Genomic DNA, 16858 nt, shown 5'->3' on the forward strand with positions numbered 1-16858 from the left:
GCCTTATGAACAAACATATGATAGCTGCGGATCTCCGCGGAGAGGTTGTGTTTTGGAAGACAGTTGAGGATGATGCGTTATTACGGGGTGGAGAGATTGATTTTAGCATCTACCTATTCGCAGCTCGATATCGGCGTGAGTGCCAAGATAGATTATTGCAAGTTTGGGATGAAATCGCCTTGAATGAGTTTCGAAATAATCGTTTAAATGAAAAACAGCCTACCGGGGTAGGAGCCGGCAGGCCAAGCACGGACTTAACAAATTTAATTACGGATAGTTTATCACGCGTTGGGGGTGAATGCAATGTCAACGTCACAGCTTCTTGAAAGAAAGACTCGAATTTTCTCAGTCTGGATCAAAGATCCTATTACAAAAGATGAAACAACCGTTGAGATTAAAGCATTCACTCAATTCGATGCAATCGTCAGAGTGTATTCAAGTCGGGTTATGGTTGCTAGACACGTTGATTTTCAAAAATACTCATTCGACGACGGAGAAACTTTAGTTTTACAACATGCTCAAAAAAACAGGATGGTAAAGAAAAAAATCGATGAACTATTTTTTCATACCCAACATCTATCTGTTTACCAACAAACTCCAGAAAGTATTTTACGACGAAAACTAGAAAGGCTTTTGGAGTTGGAGGAACCTAAAAGAACATCGATATGGAAATCAGTAGTTTGTCCAGGGTGTGGAGGGGTAATACCCGCAAAGGATTATGAGATCCTGCAGGTAAGAGGTGGTTATTTTCTTTGTGACTATAGCTGTTTTGCATTGAAGATGGCAAAAGATAATGGACATTGATCAATACATCAAAGATGTAAAAACTCTCCGGGCGCAAGCAGAAGATTATGACGAGGATGCGCCTGAAGCTGTGATGGACAAGATTAGAATTCTAACCAAGGCTCATACACTCACAGGGCGTGTCTCCGCTCATATGGACGCTAATTATGCAAAGGTTTATGCCTTTCGCAAGATAACTTATGCCAAGGCAAAGGACGCAGCTAAAGTAGGCGATAAAGGTAACGCCGGGGAGTTGGCTGTTACTGATCTAAGAATGGCTGAAGCTCAAGCTAAAGCGCTTAAGTCATTTTGGAATAATGAGTTCAAGTCTCTAGCAGAAACGATCTACGAGCTTAGGCTGCGGGTCAGAGTGGACATGCACACTTTAGGAGGTGGAGATTGATGGCAAAAACAAAGCAATTTGATCCAGTAGAACGGAAACAACTTCGTAAAGACTTGAATGAGAAATATCGTAGCCAAGCTAATTATATACGTCTCACAGGTAAACCATCTCCAGTAATAAAGGCGGAAATTGAGGGAAAACGTAGACGTTTAAAGATCGTGGATAGAAAGTCAGTAGGTCTTGATTATGAAGATAAGCCAATTGAGCCAGTAAAACCACGTGGTCCACGTAACCAAAGACGTTTGAAAAACTCCTGGTATTGTTCACGACCTGAATGCCAAAACACTATTGCAGATGATCAGGAAAAAATCATGTTTAAGAGACGGCATTACTGCAGCATTAAGTGTGCTACGGAGGATGGCGGATTCACTTCGATAACAATAGAAGCCAAGTAATAAAGTAAGTAGGTGGTGAAATGGACGGCTGGATCAAACTTCATCGCAAGATTATAGAGAGCACCATTTGGGATAAGCCGCCACTGTATCTGAAGGTCTGGATGTATTTGCTTATCTCAGCACAACATGCTCAATATAAGGGGCTTAAACGAGGGCAAATCAGTACCTCTATACCCGATATCATCGAAGCTTGTAAATGGCATGTAGGAGCCCGAGTAGAACGACCAACGAAGGACCAAGTTTATCAAGTTTTGAGCTTTCTACGAAAACCCGATGGAGGGGGTCACGAAAGCGACACGGAAGCAACGATGATCGCAACGACGAAAGCAACGCATGGAATGCTTGTAGAAGTGCTTAACTACAGCGTTTATCAGGACTCCCGTGAAGACGAAAGCAACGACGAAAGCAATGACGAAACGGACACGAAGCCTGCGCGAGAGCAACGGCAACCCAACAATATAAACAAGAATGTAAAGAATGACAAGAATGAACAAGAAAAAGAATTAAAAAAATCATCCTCTCAGAAAAACGCTAAACGCGTTTATTTCGAGGATGACCGAGTTTATAAGCTGGCTAAACGATTTCATGAATTGGCCTATGAGAATGCCCTCCAACTTGGGACAAGCCATCTAATCAAAGAGCCTAACTTTCAGAACTGGGCTGACACATTCAGATTGATACTTGAAAGAGATAAGATCCCTGAGGTTGAGCTAGGCGAGGTTATCAAGTACGGTCTGAACGAAAACTTTTACCGGACAATCATTTTTAGTCCAACTAATTTGAGAGAACATTATCCGAAAATACTAACCCATATGAGAGCACAACAGCAGACAAAACGAACTGGCAATACACCAAGTGGAAAGCCAAAGCTTGAAATAACAACAAATGCTGGTGCTGAATCGGTTAGTTCTGAAGAATACGAACTGGCAATGCAACGGGCAAGGGAGATGAAGGCTGCGAGAGAACGAGAACAGAAGGAGGCAAAATATCGATGAACTTTCTTAATTGGCGAACTGACGCTGAACTTTTGCAGATCATAAACGATGAATCACTTGACTATGACATACGGATCCACGCTACTAAGGAGCAAATAGCTAGAGAGAAAATAAAAAAGCTTATACTGCTGCTCGTCAATCGCAAACGTGCTGAGGTGTGGTAACTATGACAGCTGCTGAACGAAAAGAAAAATATATGCTAAATGAATTCGATAGAATCTTTGAATCCTTGGAATACCGGTTATTTGAGCATCTAACGGCTGCGGATCATATAGTTGCTCTGATTATCTCAGAGGCTTCAACCGCTGGTGTGAATTTATCTACTAGCCAAAGAGTAATAAGGGCAAAGATTGAGGACATGATTGACCAAATAGCCGAGAAACGTGAATTAGAATCCCCAAAAAGAGCGAGGAAAGATTCGAAATGACACACTACGAGGTTGGTAAGAAATATAAAAAAATTGCAACGGTAGCTAAAATTCATAAAGATGTTCCAAGTGTTTTTTTGATTGATGATAAACGGTATGTGTTAGAGACAACGCAGCCTAAAGGAAAGGATGGTCGGCATGGGACAAGGAAATCGGGGAGCAGCGTTCGAGAATCTAATAAACTACACAAATGAATCATATGAGCATCGGGGAGTAGCGGTTATCAATAAACGATCAACCCCAGTAAAGGTAACAAGAAGTAAAGGAACAAAGGTACTCGCTGGATTCTTTGAAGCTAAATCTACTGTTGATTATGATGGCATCTATCGTGGACGAGCTATCTTTTTCGAAGCAAAGTCTATTCAGGAGTTAGATAGATTTGATTTAAAGAACGTTGCCGATCATCAATATGAACACTTGGATAAGTGTCATAAGTTCGGCGCTCTATGCTTCGTACTAGTCGAGTTTAGAAAACAACGTAAAACATACCTTTTACCCTTCACAGCATTACGTGCATACAAGGTTAATGCTTCCAGGGGTGGGCGCAAAAGCATGACGTTGGATAACTTCGAGATTGACGCGTTTGAAGTTAGGACAGGCCGTGTACCGCTGGATTACTTAGCTGCAGTTGATAGAGTCTGGTTCATGGAAGGTAAGATGCATGCCTGATAAAAACGGGTGGTTAACCCGTGACGAAGCCGCGGCATGTGGTAAGCCACTTTATATCACAGGTGGACCTGGATGGCGTCCGGAACGTCCGAAAGGCTGGGCAATTCTTCCGAAATATCGATGTGCGGAACTTAAAGCACATGTGGAAGCTACAGAACAACCTATTGCTTATCTTCATGTGCGAAACGCAATACCACCTTATAGCTACGCTCCATTATATGTCCGGGCTAGAGATCAGATTGGTGTTGGCGATTTAACACCGGCCGAACTTGCAGAAGCGGAGAGAGGATCATGATTCTGGTATGTCTCCAGTGTGGATCAGATATGAGGGAAATAACTCCGGACTTATATCGTTGTAATGAATGTGAGTGGGAGGCAGAGCAATTATCTATAGGACAACCTACTAAACAAAATCAAAGAGAGATGAGGTGTAGCATGGCACAAGAAACCCCTCATAAAACTTTCTGGAAACCGAAGAAACAAGAGAAACCCAAGAAGACAAGCAGCTTAGGGCAACGGAAGAAGGATAAGAAAGAGGTATCTCCTTTGAAACAAAAGATTTTCGCAGATCATAAACCCGGTAAAAGCTCAAAACAGCGTTGTGAGTTCCCAGCGTCAGTAATTAAGGAATTGATTACAGAGGCTGACGGTAAATGTTCACATTGTAAAACTGCCCCAGATACAACCACTCATCATGTTATGCCGCGAGGAAGGAAGGGTAGGGGAGTTAAGACAAACGGGTTACGCCTTTGTGGGTTATGTCATGACATTATCCAAACGGATGAAGAGCTCTTACAATACTGGATTTCAGTATTTTGGAATAAGTACGGTGATTACTTCTGGTTTGATGAACAAGATTGGGACGAACACAATCACAAGCTAAATAAACAGATGGAGTTGGAAAAGGCAAAAGAAGAACGACATCAACAGATTGAACCTATAGCAGATCTAATCGCAACGGCAGCCGGCAGGGATCTCAGAGTAAAGGAAATTAGATTGCTCGAGTCGTTTGAGACTAACGATCTAAAGATCTTCACAGCAATGTTTACTGATGCTCTTAATGGATATGCTTCACAGGGATCTTACCATCCTAATGACCGATTTGAAGATTAAAAAATTCATATAACAACGTGAGGTGATTGGCTAAATGACCGAAACAGAACAGCGCAGACACTTCCAGCGAATCAAATCCTTGAGTACCAATAAATTTTGGAAGTACATGAATGTACTTCATACAAGGGCGTATACCAAAGCAGAAAACCATTATCAAGAGGCCATGGATATTGTATTAACACCAAAGCAAAAAGCAGCAGTAATTGCTAAGGCTAATGAGATTCGAGAGTTATGGGATGGCATGCCATCAATCACGTTAGATGCTACAGAGGATGCAGAAATGCGGGAGTTGGGAGTTTAAAACAATTTCGGGCATAGCCCCATAAGGAGAGATAAACGATGTCAATTAATGAACTAGTGAAAGCAGCTCATGAGAATGCAGTAAACAAAGGCTGGTGGAACGAGGATCGAAGCTTCGGTGAAATCATTGCATTGATCCATTCGGAAGCTTCAGAAGCGCTAGAAGACTACAGAAATGGGAGCAAACCGGATGAAGTATGGTATCAACACAAGGTCACTGGCTATTCCACAGATCGAATTACAGAGGAGCATAAGCCCTGTGGCATCCCTTCCGAGCTGGCTGATATCGTAATCCGCGTATTTGACGCTTGTGGTCGGTATGGAATTGATCTGGAACAAGCAATTAATGAAAAGATGGCGTACAACGCAACTCGTCCTCAACGACATGGCGGTAAAGTGCTATGAGCATGACACCAGAACGGATAGAAGAGAAGAAATAAATAGCGGTGACAGTATCACGGATGCCGGAGGAGAAGATTAACGATTTATACGACAAGATATGCGAACTAGCGCATGCAGAAGACGGAGAACAGCTTGAAGATATCCTGATTGAATTCAATCTTATGAATGTCGGATATGATGCTGCATGGGATGAGGTAGAGCGGCTGTTGGCTGCTCTAGAAGAGTCACAACAACGTATAGGAAAACTCCAACTGTATATAAAATCGCTAGAATTCAGCCGTGATGAAGCACAAAAGATGGCTCACAATATTTCAAAAGAACAAGGGTTGGAACTATTCGAGGCACAGCAGACCATAGCCCGGCAAAGCAAAGCTATCGAAAAAGCTCATAAAGTATTGTCCTCTATATTCGACTGTACAAGCGGAATTGTACGGGAGAGGGCAGATCTTACAAGAATTATGCTTTCGAATGCCTTAGGAAATAAGGAAGGGAGCGACAAGGCATGAACGAGGAAAAGCCGAAACTCGACCTTAATAATCTCGACCACCAATTGATTGTTGCTGCTATGGCGAACATGGCTGAAAAGGGAATGACTCCACATCAGATATTCGAACTGATTGAGGATATCAAACGAAATACGTTCCACTCACTAGCAGAGATCAGCAGGGAGGGTAAGTCATGACACAGGTAAAGGATAAGACAAACATTTGCCCCCGAGAGAGGGCAGAGGCGGCATATATCACGCTTAGTAGTGTTAAAGAGTAGATTTGTGTCGCAGTTAACCTCAACAAATGTTATTCGTTTCTCTTCTGTTTCTCAATATAAATCCAAACATAGTAAGTAATCCAAAATGCAATCGGAAGCATGGCAAATAACACATAAGATTTTGTTTCGTTTGGGAGAGTATAAGCCATGATGATCGCTAGAATGAGGAACGGTGGTATAAGGGTAAAGTACTTCTTTTTATGTAACATGACTATCTCCTTTTTATTAATTAGTTATAGATACATTACCACTTTTAACAAATTATAGGGAGCGTTTGTTTCACAATTTTAAGATACGGCGGTATATCATGCTACAGGGGGCTAAACAATGAAAGAAGCGTACAATCAACTTCAAAACGCACATGCGGTGTTTGTAAAAGAGGGCAATGAAATAGTGGTAGTGGGTCAACCAAAAGAGGATGATGAGAACCATAATTGTGATTTCATGGGTTGCAGTAGCGTTGAACATGTTATTTACAGAGCACGGGTGACGGATGAAAGAAAGTGATTGGCCGAAGGCTATCGTAACGACCGCACAGGCCCAAGCCGCAAGAGGGTAGTTAGATCATTAAGGGAGTAGGAGTATCCCTCCTCTCCCAAAGGCAGAGTAGACGCATATAGCGAAGCAATGGAAAGTAGGGATATCACATGGCAATGCCGAGAATTCTGCATTATCCCGGTAGTAAGTGGAGTTTAGCAGAATGGATTATTAGCCACATGCCCCAGCACACGACATACTTAGAACCGTTCTTTGGATCCGGTGCGGTGTTCTTCAACAAAAAGCCCAGCTCATTAGAAACGATCAACGATTTAGACGGCGAAGTAGTCAATTTGTTCAAAATAATTCGTGATAACCCGGATGAATTGGCACATTTAGTGCAGTGGACTCCGTACAGTCGGCAGGAATACTATTCTGCTTACGGATCATCTGAAGAACTGGACGAAATGGAGCGTGCGCGGTTATTCCTGGTCCGTTGCTGGATGGCCAGGGGAGGGAAAACATCTGACCGTACTGGTTGGAAACACAATATTGATGTATCAAAGTCTCCGAACAATAGAATGCCGGATCAGTGGGCTAAGGTCCCTGAAAAAATCATGGCAGTAACTGAACGACTTAAGGAAGTGCAGATCGAACAGCAGCCGGCACTGAAGCTGATAGAAAGATATAAAGTTTCAAGCGTGTTGATATATGCAGATCCTCCATATTTGCTGTCAACACGAAGCAAGCGTTTGTATCGAAATGAAATGAAGGATGAAGATCATATCGAAATGCTCAATGCGTTAGACGATCATCCTGGTCCGGTTATTCTTAGTGGTTACGATCACCCGATGTATAATGAGCGACTTAAACATTGGCGGCGAGAAGAGAAACAAGCATTAGCGGAAATGGGTAGGATCCGGACCGAAGTGCTTTGGATCAATCCAGTGGCGGCAGAGTATAGCAGGCAGCTCACGTTGTTTTGACGCAAACTGTGCAAGAGGCCAAATAACAGATGCATAAAATATTTGAATAATGAAAAAGGTAGCGTGGCTACGCTACCTGTCCTATTAAACACAGAGTGGTGATATTTAATCAAAAGGCGATATTTTATTACGTGTGAAGTAAATGTATTCAGGCCGAAGCCGAGGGATGTGAGCCAGCACTATTAACACCTGTAATCATACCTGCAAATATACTTATTCCAAAAGCCCAAAGTGACTCGGAGATGATAGAAATTATATATTTTGCGGTCATTTGCATTTGCATCGCCTCCCAAAATGGTACGTTTTCAGACGTGATGCTGATATAACGTAAAAAGAAAATCACAACAAATGCAAGTATGAAGGTGAGAAAGAATCGAACTTTCGGTCCCTGCCTCAATACACTAAATTTTAAAAAGAGCACCCTATAAGTATAACATTTTTCCAACAAAGAAAAAGGGGGATTTTGAATTATAGAGTACAAAGATAATTTTATGATTACTTCGCAGTATGAAGATACATGGACAGAGAGGGTTAATAGCCCTCCTCTCCCACAAGGAGGATATAACGTGGCATGTTCAGCATTTAAAGGTTCTACATGTTCGGTAAGCGGCAGCTCTTGCATGTTTGTATTTCCTGACAGCCAAGCTTGCGCTGAAATCTACAATGAAGGTCCTGACGCTCATGTCGATAAGTGCGAAGATTGCAGGTTCTTTTACACGAAAGATGGTAAGCGTTGCTGTACAACCAGATCTTATTTTCCAGTATGGGAAGGAGATCCTCCTAAGACAGATTATTTAGAAGATGACTTAACGTCTTGTGGTGGATTTGAAGCAGCAGGGGAGGAAGCCCAATGACACTCACAAGGGAAGAGATACTAGCGAAGAAACCAGGGAAAGAATTAAACGAGCATGTGATGCGGCATATATTCAATATGAAAAAGGATCCGCAAGGTGCCTCATTTACATGGGTGCATGAAGTTGATGGAGATATAGTAGATTGGCAGCCGGCCTATTTTAGCCCATCGACCAACATATCCGCAGCATGGGAAGTAGCTGACAAGTTGAAGATTGCAATAATACCACAGTCTTCATCTGCGCCGGATAATTTGAAATATCTAGCACGAGCAGAATGGGACTTTAGACAAAATGAAATTGATGTATTTGCATCAACGGCCCCAGAAGCCATCAGTAAGGTTGCACTATTGATGGTACTGAAACTTTAACGGCCGGCAGGCCTTCGATTCGACCGAAATACTTAGCGTAGCGGAGGCCGCAGGGCTGGATGAACTTATAAGGGGGCTGAGACCTCACACATTTAGGTATAAGGGGGAGAAGAGGATATGATCCAAACAGTAGAAATCGGTAAAGAACAAGCCAAGAAGTTGGGCGAAATTATGGAGATGATTGCGGATTCTGGTGTGGATTCCATTACACGAAATGAAGCAGCCGAGCATTGCATTGATTGGGTGTGGGGTATGGTGAAGAAGAACGGTATGAAGATCAGACCCAAATCATAGGCCGAAGGTCATCGAGTCAGACCGAATAATCCCAGTGATAACGGGGGCCGGATAAGGTTTACATAATCTGCTCCCCATAAAGAGAGGAACAAGAGACTTTGATAATCCGAAAGCGAGGAAATCATAATGAGCGATTGGTACTCAGGAATCAAAAGCAAGGACATAGAAGCTAAAGGCGGTGGACAAGGGAAGATCATGAGCTCACAACTCACTCCTGAACAAATCGCTGAAATTGACGCTAAATATCCCAAACCGACCGGGAAAGCAGCAGAGAAACCATTTGTTATTAAGGGGTCAGTAGAATGAAATACAAGGACACTCAAAAAGCATTGTCGGACGGGCATAGACAATTTATTTTTACTGCAAGCCCAGGAAAACCTGTAGAAGTGCTGAAGTGGGGACCGAGCTGGGTGAGATTTAAGGATGCATATAACACATATCCAATCAGCACAAATATGAAGATGTTCTCGATGTTGGTGCAAGGTATTTACACAGAAAAAAGCCCTGATGCATCAGGGCAATAGCAGCTTTTATCCTCGACCAAATTATACCACAAAGGGGAATGAGGATGAACATCGCCAATAGTAAGGCTCCTGTATTGAAGGTAACGAACTTAGGTCCAGCAACTGCCCTTAACTATCAACTCTCCCTCAAGGGCGCGGAACGTGCTTACAGGAAGGCTGACGCTGATGATAAAAAGGTTATCTCTGGGATGGTATCAGATTGTGAATTTGCTATAGAGTGGTTGAGCACTGGACGGAGACCGGGAAACAAGAGAGGTATTGAGCGTAGAGCTGGATATGAGAGAGAGATACTATTGGATCCGATCCGTATGCAGGCGTTTGCCAGCAACTCAAAAGCTGGCAGCCCGGCGAATTTGTCGGATGATCAGCAGTTCCAACTGCAATTCGCTCTCGACCAGTTGAGTGATCGGGAGCGGGAGTGCTACGTCATGGCTCACGGGGAGTGCATACCACATTCCGAGATCGCTTTTATGCTGGGGATTGCAACTGGCAGTGTCGCCGAGTATGTTCAGCGGGCTCAACGAAAAGTAAGTAATGTTATAGTGGATTCATTGTTTTATTCATGAAAATAATAACCATAAGTCGATAAAAAGCCACTAATTATGGTGGCTTTTTAATATTTGGGGTAGATGTTATTATATTTTTATATACTCCAATTACATATAAGAAGAGGTTATTTATGCGAGATTTATTTCCAGGATATTATTCAATGAATGATGTAGAACTGAATGAGTTATGGGGGACATGTATATTTGTTTTTGACGCAAACACACTATTAAATCTTTACAGATACTCAAAGGACTCAAGAAACTTATTGCTTCAGATCATGGAGCATGTGGCAGATAGAATTTGGATTCCTTACCAAATTGCTTGGGAATACCATAAGAACCTAGGTGAAATTATACATAAACAAGAAAATGAATATGATAGAATAGCTCAAACAGTTGATAACGCTGTGCAAAGTTTAAATAACGGATTGGTAAGTTTAAGGCATTCAAATATAGAGATCAATAAAATAACCGAACTCTTCAATCAACTTGGCTTGGATGTGAGAAAAGAGCTTGATGTCCAGAAAGAGAATCAACCTAATTTGGATGAACTGAAAAACCAACTAAACATCCTTATTGGAAACAAGGTTGGCCGGTTTTATTCGCAAGATGAACTTGATAAAATATACGCAGATGGTAAAAGTAGATATGAAAGACAGATTCCTCCGGGATTTGAAGACTTAAAAGAAAAAAAAGATCAAAAATCCTACCTTAATGGAATTGTATACCAAGATGCTTTTGGAGATTTAGTTTTCTGGAATCAGTTATTAGAGAAAGCTAAAGAGGAAAGTGTTAAATCAGTCATACTAATCTCAGACGATACAAAGAAAGATTGGATTCTGGAAATGGGAGGAAAAAAGAAAGGCCCATTACCTTCACTTGTTCAAGAATTTAGAAAAGAAACCAATAATAAAATGTTTTACATGTATAATAGTGAACGGTTCCTGAAGCAAGCCGAAAGATATTTGAATTTTGGTAGTGAAAGTGAATCGGTAAAAGAAAATATTGACTTAGCTATAAAAGAAATAGAGGAAACTAAACGGACTATAAATAACTCTTTAAATAGGAAGTTGGATCACTTACGGGAATTAGGAATGTTACCGTTGTTTAAGTATAAAGTTATCATAAGCAAGAAGAATGCTATGTTTTCGACGGGCAAAATTATTTCTTTTTTCGTAAGGGATGTTTCCCATCTTTGTGGAACGGAGGTTGAAATTGATGATTTTATAGAAAGTAACTCTGTTGTAATTTTGCATATCACATCAGAAGAATCTTTAAATATTCCGGACATACTAAATCATTACATCGGAAACAAGGATGGTAATTTTTTCGTGTTTGACATGGGGACCTGTGATTGGTAAAAAAGATATTAGCCCGCCAATGTAGTATTGGCGGTTTTTTGTCTAGTAAACGCCCACTATATATAGGAGGAACCTATTAACGGTTCGACTCTTATAATCAATGACGTGTAAAAACCCACGCCAGCCGATGAGCTCACGGTTAATTGAGCTCAACCAAAATTAACGATTTGGTGGCGGAAGATAGACGCGGCGTTATACTCGGAGCTTGGACTATCCATAGAGAGCAGATGTAAGGGTCTGGACGATATGGAGGGTAGGAGGCCCCGTGTAAGGGAGAGAGGCCCTTACCCACATCAAACTAAATAAGCGGTATGCTGGCAATGCCCTGGTAGCGTTAGGCGGCATACCGTTTTCATATTTTAACGTTTGGAAATTTGCCCGTAACGCTTATGAGTCCCCTTCATTCCGCCACTTGTCACCATCTGCGTTTGTTTAAGGTCAGGGATATTTCTCTATAAAAATCATCGGACAGAAAAAGGCATTGTAAAAAAAAGGTATATAGACTATGATTGTGGGTACTTAGAACTAAAGGGGAGTTTATGTTGCAAGCGGAGACCACAAGTAAATCCCATAAAGTTAAAACTATGTTTCGTTTATTGATTGTAGTTTTTACTTGGGGCGTAACATGTGTAAGGCCGGATACAGGCACAACGTTTTTTACTGTGCTTTTTGTAACCTCGATTACATCGCTATATGAATATGTTATAATTTATTTGGAAACAAAGGATAAGGTAAGGAATATACTATCTATATTCGGGAGCGGCCTTTCCTTAATATACTTTGCTTTTTCCCTTTGTGGTTTGTTTGGAATAGTTCACTTAGATGTGCAAAGTCTAATTTTCAGCTTGACTGACAAATTGCCATTGGCACATCCTGAACTGAAAAAGTTTGCTTACATTTACACTCTCCCACTCATGTTGCTCTTTCCGTTTTTAGTGGGTGCTGAGTTTTTTCTGAAAAAAGAAGAGGCTACAGCGTCTCCGGCTATGTCAGTTACAAGGCAAAAAACGGCCAGATTGTAAAGGAGGGATAAGGAAATGACTATTACTACTACCATTATTGTTTTTGGATGTGTTTTGTTTATAGGAGGCATAACAGGTTTGTTTTTAAGATCATATCAAGAAGGCTACCTTCCAAAGACATCAGCTCGTGTAATTATGCTGTTCTTCATTCTGGTTTTTGGTATACTGACCATTCCATTTCAAGTGCCGTTTAAGATGATAAATGCTTCCGAAAAGGTGAGTAGAAAGTTACTCCTGTTTTTTGCTTCGATTCTCGTTATTCCGTTTTTCATCATACGATCATTTCTAAAAATAGATGATTTGATGAACAGTACAGTCTGGGCTATAGCTCCCAAAATAAATGATTACTTTAAAATTAAACGTGTAAAGCAAGTTAGTAATTTAAGAATTCAAAGCCCAATTCCAAATAAGTATAGTAATAATCAGTACTATATGGCGACAGTTGAGACATTAAATAAATCATCAACTGGACAAATGCAAAAGATGCTAAAGCATCTAATTGCACATTGATAATAAATGATTAAAATAAACTCTGTTTTACTTGAGAGTCGCTGAAAAGCGGCTCTTTTTGTATTGTAAATAACCCATAATCTAAACCCAAAAAGCTGCAGAGGTGGCAGTGAAGTAAGGGCATGGCATAAAGCAGGAAATTACTTCCTTTTTGTCGAATTGTTATCGAGGGGAGATGATAATATGGATAGATTTTTAGATTTTAAAAAAAATATGAATGACCAAAGGAAATATCATGCGATGTTTTTTTCCATCGATAAGTTTGTTTTAGAAGAACAAGTGAAAGCTTTTTATCCGAAAAATTTCTTTTCGGACGTGAATCCTACAGAGTTCTTTATTTTTACTGACTCAAATATCTGGTGTTTCATTGAAAATATGGATGCAACAGAGATCATCCTATACAAAAATTTTGAAGTTGAAAAATTGAAACTTGTTCGAGCGAATAATCAGAGGCAAATTGAAGCGAAACTTGAGATTCACTTGAAATCTGGAGAGCAAATATTGCTTTCTCCTAATGATGAAGCGAATGTGGATTGGAAAGATACATTTATAACTTACATTGAGAAAATTTTTGATCTGTTAGTGTAAGCACCTTCGGGTGTTTTTTTTCATGCCTTAAATACGGGAGTGGTGATAATGTAACCTGGCTGAGATATCAATATTAGCTGAGCAGGAATTAAACCATAAAAAGAAAGCCCGGCTTATTCACCGGGCTTGTCCTTCTTAGTGTGATATGCCTTAGCTGCTTCCTTCCGCTCTATAAGATCAGAACGGAAGAAAAGGCGTTCATTCTTGGTTTCTTTAACCGGTTTGAGCTTTCCGTTTTTCACGAATCCGTGAATGTTCTGCCGTGTAGATTCCAGTATCTCCATTGCTTCCGATACGCCGCAGATTTCGCGTGCGATCCATTCAGCCAGTTCTTCCTTACTCTTGAAGGTGTACATTACTTAACTACCTCCACGAATTGAAGAAGAGTAAGAACTAAGGCGATGATACTGAGAATGAAAGCTGGATATACTAGTTTATTTGAGATTTTTTTACCCATAAATCAATTCTCCTTTACTTTAAAATAGTGCTATAATCAAGAGAAGAAAGGCGTTCGGCATTTTCGTTATTCCCTTGGATCAAAGCCCCTTTCGGGGCTTTGACTTCTGGGTCGGTTCAGTGGATGAACTTAGCGATAATGTTTAGAATGGCTGTGATTAAAGTGATGATGACGGTCACCGCTTTAATCGTTTCCAGCCGTTCCTCAGAACGTCTTTCTTTTCTTGTTTTCATTGTTTCACCCCCTCTCTCTTATATACTTATTATACCATGATACTTTACAGATGTAAAGTATCTATTGCGATAAGTCCAATCTTTTTTAGGTTGGGCTTTTTGTGTTTTTCATTCTCGTCTATAAAATAATTTTGAACAAACATAAGAAGGTTGAGCTTTCTGAGTTGCAATGCGAAATAAACATAACGGCGGGGGTGGTGAAAATGTAATGCCAAGAGCACGCGATCCAAACCGTGACCGCGCACTAGAAATATGGCGTGAACACGGTGGGGAAATAACAAACAGGCAGATAGCCGAGCAACTGGACATTGATGAAAAGAAGGTAGCTGTCTGGAAGCAACGTGATAAATGGAATGTTGTACAACAATCATCAGACAACGTTGTACAACAGCCAAAAGAAAAGAAAAGTGTTGTACAACAAAAGAAACCGAAGATCAACAAGCAGAAAAAAGAAGTGGCTCGAGGCGATCCGTCAGAAGTAGAAGGTGAGCTAACTGACAAGCAAAGAATGTTTGTCCTTGAATATATGAGAGACTTCAACGCAACTAGAGCGGCATTAGCTGCTGGTTATTCAAAGAGGGCTGCTTATTCCATAGGATGGGAAAACCTGAGGAAACCTGAAATTCAGGCAGAAATCACAAGGTTGAAGGATCAGATGGTTGGCGAGCTCGGTCTGAGTGTTCATCGAGTCATAGCCGAGTACCTAAAAATTGCTTTTGCTGATACTTCTGATTATGTGGAATTCGGGTCCCAAGAAGAAACAGTTATGAGTGAATATGGTCCAGTGTTAGACAACGAAGGTGATCCAATTACGAGACCAGTAAGCTATATGCGCTTTAAATCCTCAGAAGAGGTTGACGGAACGCTAGTGAGTGAGGTAAAGCAGGGACGTGAAGGTCTTAGTATAAAGTTTTATGACAAGCTCAAGGCACTGGATAAGCTGGAGAAGTATCTAGGCTACATGGACGAAGAAACTAAGCTCCGCGTTCAGAAACTACAGCTTGAAATTAAGGGTATGACTCCTCCAGACGCTAATGAGTTGCCAGACGATGGCTTCATTGAAGCTCTCAAGTCTCAAGCGAGAGGAGTGTGGACAGATGAAAGTGAAGCGTAAGAATGCAATTTTTAAATGGAAACCATTCTCTCGTAAGCAGATTCAGGTTCTTACTTGGTGGATGCAAGGTGAAAGCCCTCACGCAGATAAAGATGCTTTAATTTGTGATGGTGCAGTCCGTTCTGGTAAAACATCTTCAATGTCCTTTTCATTTATAGTTTGGGCTACTGAAACCTTCAATGGTGAGAACCTAGGGATGGCAGGAAAGACTATAGGTGCTCTTCGACGGAACCTTATAGGCCCGCTGAAGCAAATGCTTTACTCCAGAGGATACACTGTAGTGGATCATAGGGCAGAGAACTATCTTACTATCAGCAGGGGGCCGGTAAGTAACGACTTCTACTTGTTTGGGGGTAAGGATGAACGAAGTCAGGATTTGATACAAGGGATCACACTTGCAGGAATGTTTTTTGATGAGGTGGCCTTGATGCCGCGCTCATTTGTAGAACAAGCGACAGCTCGATGTTCAGTAGATGGGGCAAAGTATTGGTTTAACTGTAACCCGGCTGGACCTTATCATTGGTTTAAGTTGGAATGGCTGGATCAACTGGTTACGAAGCTTGCGCTACACCTTCACTTTACTATGGATGATAATCTCTCCTTGTCAGAACGTGTTAAGGAGCGCTATCGCCGGATGTACAGCGGGATATTCTATAAGCGCTATATCCTCGGACTCTGGGTGCTGGCAGAAGGCGTTATATACGACATGTTTGACCGGGACAAACATACTGTTAAGACAGAGGATCGCCGCTATAGTAAATATCATATCTCCTGTGATTACGGCACCCAAAACCCGATGACATTCGGGCTGTGGGGGCTTTTTTCTGGTGTCTGGTACAAGGTGAAAGAATACCACTATGACGGCCGCCAACAGAGCCAACAGAAGACGGATGAAGAGTACTATCATGATTTGGTTGAATTCGTTGGGGATGTATCGCTGCAAAGTCTTATCATTGACCCTTCTGCAGCAAGCTTTATAGCTACTGTAAGGAAATACGGCAAGTTTATAGTGAAAAAGGCAAAAAACGATGTGTTAGAAGGCATTCGCAATGTAGCTTCGGCACTGAATACCGGTAAGATTCTCTACAATGATTGCTGCAAGGAAACTTTTCGTGAGTTTTCGTCCTACATATGGGATGAAAAAGCAGCTGATCGTGGGGAAGAGAAGCCGATCAAGCAAAATGACCACCAGATGGACGGGGACCGGTATTTTGTGAACACCATTGTTATGCGTCCAGCTTCATTCTCATTTGATTAATAGGAGAGGAGG

At 41.3% G+C, this 16858-nt stretch carries 30 protein-coding genes; 28 read left to right on the plus strand and 2 right to left on the minus strand.

Annotated features, from left to right (window positions below; genetic code table 11):
- Positions 1-5 precede the first annotated feature (5 nt).
- From NSS87_RS05055 to NSS87_RS05120, 14 genes are all read left to right on the plus strand, one after another.
- Positions 6-326, plus strand: a complete 321-nt coding sequence (locus NSS87_RS05055) for a hypothetical protein (protein ID WP_339245213.1) — start codon at positions 6-8, stop codon at positions 324-326.
- Entirely contained in the window at positions 304-804 is a 501-nt protein-coding gene (locus tag NSS87_RS05060) for a hypothetical protein (RefSeq protein ID WP_339245214.1), read from the plus strand. The genes NSS87_RS05055 and NSS87_RS05060 overlap by 23 nt, the downstream gene beginning before the upstream one ends.
- Positions 794-1186, plus strand: coding sequence for a hypothetical protein (locus NSS87_RS05065; protein ID WP_339245215.1), 393 nt, complete (start codon positions 794-796; stop codon positions 1184-1186). The genes NSS87_RS05060 and NSS87_RS05065 overlap by 11 nt, the downstream gene beginning before the upstream one ends.
- Entirely contained in the window at positions 1186-1581 is a 396-nt protein-coding gene (locus tag NSS87_RS05070; RefSeq protein WP_339245217.1) for a hypothetical protein, read from the plus strand. The genes NSS87_RS05065 and NSS87_RS05070 overlap by 1 nt, the downstream gene beginning before the upstream one ends.
- Positions 1582-1601: 20 nt before the next feature.
- Positions 1602-2576: a hypothetical protein gene (locus NSS87_RS05075; RefSeq protein WP_339245218.1), complete on the plus strand. Its 975-nt coding sequence runs from the start codon at positions 1602-1604 to the stop codon at positions 2574-2576.
- On the plus strand, positions 2573-2740 hold the full coding sequence (locus NSS87_RS05080) for a hypothetical protein (protein WP_339245221.1): 168 nt from the start codon (positions 2573-2575) through the stop codon (positions 2738-2740). Before NSS87_RS05075 ends, NSS87_RS05080 begins: the two co-directional genes overlap by 4 nt.
- A 2-nt stretch (positions 2741-2742) precedes the next feature.
- Positions 2743-3003 carry a hypothetical protein gene (locus NSS87_RS05085; RefSeq protein WP_339245223.1) on the plus strand — a complete coding sequence of 87 codons (261 nt, stop codon included), beginning with the start codon at positions 2743-2745 and terminating at the stop codon, positions 3001-3003.
- 138 nt (positions 3004-3141) lie between these two features.
- On the plus strand, positions 3142-3672 hold the full coding sequence (locus tag NSS87_RS05090) for a Holliday junction resolvase RecU (RefSeq protein WP_339245225.1): 531 nt from the start codon (positions 3142-3144) through the stop codon (positions 3670-3672).
- A complete protein-coding gene (locus NSS87_RS05095) occupies positions 3665-3967 on the plus strand; it encodes a hypothetical protein (protein WP_339245227.1) in 303 nt (100 codons plus the stop codon). Before NSS87_RS05090 ends, NSS87_RS05095 begins: the two co-directional genes overlap by 8 nt.
- Positions 3968-4107: 140 nt before the next feature.
- Complete coding sequence (locus tag NSS87_RS05100; protein WP_339245229.1) at positions 4108-4785, plus strand: HNH endonuclease; 678 nt, start codon at positions 4108-4110, stop codon at positions 4783-4785.
- Positions 4786-4819: 34 nt separating this feature from the next.
- Entirely contained in the window at positions 4820-5086 is a 267-nt protein-coding gene (locus tag NSS87_RS05105) for a hypothetical protein (RefSeq protein ID WP_280788455.1), read from the plus strand.
- A 38-nt stretch (positions 5087-5124) separates the two neighbouring features.
- A complete protein-coding gene (locus NSS87_RS05110) occupies positions 5125-5490 on the plus strand; it encodes a hypothetical protein (RefSeq protein WP_339245232.1) in 366 nt (121 codons plus the stop codon).
- A gap of 41 nt (positions 5491-5531) precedes the next feature.
- Positions 5532-5993: a hypothetical protein gene (locus NSS87_RS05115; protein ID WP_339245233.1), complete on the plus strand. Its 462-nt coding sequence runs from the start codon at positions 5532-5534 to the stop codon at positions 5991-5993.
- Positions 5990-6169: a hypothetical protein gene (locus NSS87_RS05120; protein WP_339245236.1), complete on the plus strand. Its 180-nt coding sequence runs from the start codon at positions 5990-5992 to the stop codon at positions 6167-6169. The genes NSS87_RS05115 and NSS87_RS05120 overlap by 4 nt, the downstream gene beginning before the upstream one ends.
- 112 nt (positions 6170-6281) lie before the next feature.
- Here the strand turns inward: NSS87_RS05120 and NSS87_RS05125 are convergent, their stop codons facing one another.
- Complete coding sequence (locus NSS87_RS05125) at positions 6282-6461, minus strand: hypothetical protein (protein WP_339245238.1); 180 nt, start codon at positions 6459-6461, stop codon at positions 6282-6284.
- Between the two features lie 118 nt (positions 6462-6579).
- Here NSS87_RS05125 and NSS87_RS05130 point away from each other — a divergent pair, with 118 nt between their 5' ends.
- From NSS87_RS05130 to NSS87_RS05185, 12 genes are all read left to right on the plus strand, one after another.
- Complete coding sequence (locus NSS87_RS05130; protein WP_339245240.1) at positions 6580-6759, plus strand: hypothetical protein; 180 nt, start codon at positions 6580-6582, stop codon at positions 6757-6759.
- 140 nt (positions 6760-6899) lie between these two features.
- Positions 6900-7715: a DNA adenine methylase gene (locus NSS87_RS05135; protein WP_339245241.1), complete on the plus strand. Its 816-nt coding sequence runs from the start codon at positions 6900-6902 to the stop codon at positions 7713-7715.
- A gap of 566 nt (positions 7716-8281) precedes the next feature.
- Complete coding sequence (locus NSS87_RS05140) at positions 8282-8569, plus strand: hypothetical protein (protein ID WP_339245244.1); 288 nt, start codon at positions 8282-8284, stop codon at positions 8567-8569.
- The gene (locus NSS87_RS05145; RefSeq protein WP_339245247.1) at positions 8566-8937 is read left to right on the plus strand and encodes a hypothetical protein; all 372 of its coding nucleotides are present in this window, start codon (positions 8566-8568) and stop codon (positions 8935-8937) included. Before NSS87_RS05140 ends, NSS87_RS05145 begins: the two co-directional genes overlap by 4 nt.
- Before the next feature lie 117 nt (positions 8938-9054).
- Positions 9055-9231: a hypothetical protein gene (locus NSS87_RS05150; protein WP_339245249.1), complete on the plus strand. Its 177-nt coding sequence runs from the start codon at positions 9055-9057 to the stop codon at positions 9229-9231.
- Positions 9232-9357: 126 nt separating this feature from the next.
- Positions 9358-9537, plus strand: a complete 180-nt coding sequence (locus NSS87_RS05155; protein WP_339245252.1) for a hypothetical protein — start codon at positions 9358-9360, stop codon at positions 9535-9537.
- Positions 9534-9755, plus strand: coding sequence for a hypothetical protein (locus NSS87_RS05160; protein WP_339245254.1), 222 nt, complete (start codon positions 9534-9536; stop codon positions 9753-9755). The genes NSS87_RS05155 and NSS87_RS05160 overlap by 4 nt, the downstream gene beginning before the upstream one ends.
- Before the next feature lie 44 nt (positions 9756-9799).
- Positions 9800-10321, plus strand: a complete 522-nt coding sequence (locus NSS87_RS05165; protein ID WP_339245257.1) for a sigma factor-like helix-turn-helix DNA-binding protein — start codon at positions 9800-9802, stop codon at positions 10319-10321.
- Between the two features lie 143 nt (positions 10322-10464).
- Positions 10465-11664, plus strand: coding sequence for a PIN-like domain-containing protein (locus NSS87_RS05170; protein ID WP_339245260.1), 1200 nt, complete (start codon positions 10465-10467; stop codon positions 11662-11664).
- A 539-nt stretch (positions 11665-12203) separates the two neighbouring features.
- Positions 12204-12686, plus strand: a complete 483-nt coding sequence (locus NSS87_RS05175; protein WP_339245262.1) for a hypothetical protein — start codon at positions 12204-12206, stop codon at positions 12684-12686.
- 15 nt (positions 12687-12701) lie between these two features.
- The gene (locus tag NSS87_RS05180) at positions 12702-13196 is read left to right on the plus strand and encodes a hypothetical protein (RefSeq protein WP_339245265.1); all 495 of its coding nucleotides are present in this window, start codon (positions 12702-12704) and stop codon (positions 13194-13196) included.
- 183 nt (positions 13197-13379) lie between these two features.
- Entirely contained in the window at positions 13380-13784 is a 405-nt protein-coding gene (locus NSS87_RS05185) for a hypothetical protein (protein ID WP_339245268.1), read from the plus strand.
- Between the two features lie 113 nt (positions 13785-13897).
- Here NSS87_RS05185 and NSS87_RS05190 read toward each other — a convergent pair whose 3' ends face one another.
- Positions 13898-14140, minus strand: coding sequence for a DNA-binding protein (locus NSS87_RS05190; protein ID WP_339245271.1), 243 nt, complete (start codon positions 14138-14140; stop codon positions 13898-13900).
- Between the two features lie 542 nt (positions 14141-14682).
- Between NSS87_RS05190 and NSS87_RS05195 the strand changes: the two genes are divergently transcribed.
- Together NSS87_RS05195 and NSS87_RS05200 are read left to right on the plus strand one after the other, a co-directional pair.
- On the plus strand, positions 14683-15588 hold the full coding sequence (locus NSS87_RS05195) for a terminase small subunit (RefSeq protein ID WP_339245274.1): 906 nt from the start codon (positions 14683-14685) through the stop codon (positions 15586-15588).
- Positions 15572-16846: a PBSX family phage terminase large subunit gene (locus NSS87_RS05200; protein WP_339245277.1), complete on the plus strand. Its 1275-nt coding sequence runs from the start codon at positions 15572-15574 to the stop codon at positions 16844-16846. The genes NSS87_RS05195 and NSS87_RS05200 overlap by 17 nt, the downstream gene beginning before the upstream one ends.
- Positions 16847-16858: the final 12 nt, after the last annotated feature.

The organism is Paenibacillus sp. FSL F4-0243, assembly GCF_037963295.1.
Lineage (GTDB): Bacteria > Bacillota > Bacilli > Paenibacillales > Paenibacillaceae > Paenibacillus_AQ.